Source organism: Ilyobacter sp. (genome assembly GCF_041583315.1).
Taxonomy (GTDB): Bacteria; Fusobacteriota; Fusobacteriia; order Fusobacteriales; family Fusobacteriaceae; genus Ilyobacter.
In genome coordinates, this window is sequence record NZ_JBFHGC010000433.1 from 1 (window position 1) to 2,501 (window position 2,501).

Here is a 2,501-nt window from a genome sequence, read left to right on the forward strand (position 1 = left end):
CTGATTTTTCACAGCCTTGACCTTTTGGTTACTTTTCTGTCAAGAGAAAAGTAACACTATATAAATTCAGTATTTTACAAAAAATTTGATCTTTTACAACTAATTAAAAAAGGAGTAAAACATGGAAAATAGAGAGATCTCTCTTTTAAAACTTCTTCTTTCAGGGGAAGTTTTTTCAGAAGATGATATTATGAAAAATATGAGTATAGAGGCTGATGAACTGGAAAATCTTTTTGATATTCTCGAAGATGAAGGTTATCTTGAGGTAGACAACGGATATTTCGAGAAAACATGTGACAACTGCTCTAAAGGAGGGAACTGTACTTCGCCTACTTACCAGCCCAATGACAAGGTAAAGAAGATACGAGTCATCACTTGGAAGGCTATAGAGGAATTTGGACAACAGCCATAAATATTCAAAAAGACCAGCTTATGCTGGTCTTTTTTTAGAGAATAATTTGATATTTTTTTATTTTTTCATTTATATATTTTTCATCTAAGACACCAATCTCTTCTATTACGCCATTTACAACCATTTCAGTATCCGTTTTTCCTTTACTCTTAGAATATCTTGAAAACAGTTCTTTTCCGAATAGAATCTCATCTTCAGTAAGGTCTCCGTATCCTAATACAGCAGGTCCCGGAGTTCCTGCTCCCACTATATACAGACTTCCAAAATCTTTATATTCTGATATTTTTAGATTGTCATCGTGTTCTCTTCCCACAAATAGGTACTTACCAGCTTCCATTTTGAAAAATCTTCCGTATTTAGCAAGATGAAAAAGGAACGAGTAATTGTCCTCGAGAAATCCATCATTTTCCAGAGTCTTGAGTCTGTAAGAATAATTTGGTTCTGTGAGCATACACCCACCACCTGGACTTGGGTATTCTACTATTCCGTACTCTTCTATAAGAGCCATCTGTCTCTTTCGGCTTCTACCTTGTATATCCAGTAGCTGCTCTCTGTCTACCCACCCTTCTCTTATGGGCTTGGTAGGAGGCAGGAGTTTTGCTGATAATGGACGCAGTATCAAATCTTCTACTCCAGATAATTCCATTACTTTTCCAAGGGCTATATAATTCTGAGACATGGGTCTCTGACCCAAAACCTCTCCGGATATGAGAAACTGTGCATCATATTTTTCAAGAAGCTTAGCTGCCACCTGAAACATGAGTGCGTGACAATCTATGCACGGATTCATGTTTTTTCCTCTTCCACTTGGAGACTCTTTCAATATCTCAGTATGTATTTTACTAAAATCTACATACTCAAGTCTCACTCCTAGCTGCTCTGCCATTCTTTCAGCCTTTTCATTTTTACCTCCAAAAAAATGGGATACAAAGTTTAGGGCTATAACCTCTATACCTTGCTCTACTACCACCTTAATGGCAAGGGCACTGTCTAATCCCCCTGAAAATAACGCTAATGCTCTCATTTTAAAAATCACCTTCCTTATAAATGCTAAAGGACTCCTCACCTAAATCGGCGGAAGCCCTTAAGTTAACTTTTTTTATTCCTTTACACTATCCCCTATTTTTTCTGTATTTTCATAGGGCATAAACTTATTAAAAATAACAGTTACGACTATGGCAAAAATCAGTCTAAACCAGAAAATCCCTATCATTTTGGCTCCTATGGATGCCATTAGAAGCGTATCCTCTATCAAACCATGGCAAAGACTCATAAATACAGCCACCAAAAAGAAACTTCTCTTGCTGTACTTCCCCTCTCTGCTCTCTTTAATTATAAATCCGCTTCCATAACTTATACCCATTGTGAGTCCCACTATGCAGGTAAATGAAAGCCCTGCTTCTATTCCGAAAATCCTCATCATAGGAGAAAATTTTGAGTTTATCCACTCTATTACTCCCAGCTTTTGCAGAATCTCCATTACCGCCAGAAGGATAAAAATTATAAAAAATATCATCATATATTTTTTAGCTTCTCCCAGTATCCAGTAAAAAATTCCAGGTTTTGCCTTTTCAGGAATAAAGCTGAAATTTGCCTTTTCCTGATAGAGATTAAACAATTTAAATATAATATTTAAAAACACACCTGATATTATAGCACAGAATACTCTGATTCCAAAAATTTTTGAAGGTTTTGCTCCTGTTTCAGATATTACTTTTAATTCCACAGGCAGCGAGTGGGCCACAAGAATTATCGTTGACAGAATGGTTATCTCTGCTACTGTTACGCTGTTACTTTCTGCCAGGGTAAAAAGCGTCAGAATACCGGCATATATGTTTGTAGTCATTGCCGTAGCCCATACAATTCCCATTTCTCCGCTCAGTCCCATAATCCCCATCACAGGAGAAATTCCTCTGGATATTGTTTCTATTATCCCAAAATGACTGAGTATTTTTACTAAAATACTCACTGGAAGCATTATTTTTAAAAGTTTATAACTTATATTAATACTATCTTTCAGCAGCTTCAATTTTCCCCCTATACTTTAAATCTCTAAGAGTCCGTTGTTTACAGATTCTGCTTTCCCGTC

Annotated in this window: 3 protein-coding genes; 1 reads left to right on the forward strand and 2 read right to left on the reverse strand. The window is 36.4% G+C overall.

The features are described from left to right. The first annotated feature begins 121 nt into the window (after positions 1-121). Positions 122-412, forward strand: coding sequence for a hypothetical protein (locus ABZA26_RS12540; protein WP_372714852.1), 291 nt, complete (start codon positions 122-124; stop codon positions 410-412). Between the two features lie 34 nt (positions 413-446). On the opposite strand, the gene ABZA26_RS12545 is transcribed toward ABZA26_RS12540, so the two are convergent. Together ABZA26_RS12545 and ABZA26_RS12550 are read right to left on the reverse strand one after the other, a co-directional pair. Continuing rightward, entirely contained in the window at positions 447-1,445 is a 999-nt protein-coding gene (locus ABZA26_RS12545) for a 7-cyano-7-deazaguanine synthase (protein ID WP_372714854.1), read from the reverse strand. A 66-nt stretch (positions 1,446-1,511) separates the two neighbouring features. Next, the gene (locus tag ABZA26_RS12550; protein WP_372714853.1) at positions 1,512-2,441 is read right to left on the reverse strand and encodes a nucleoside recognition domain-containing protein; all 930 of its coding nucleotides are present in this window, start codon (positions 2,439-2,441) and stop codon (positions 1,512-1,514) included. Between the last annotated feature and the right edge of the window lie 60 nt (positions 2,442-2,501).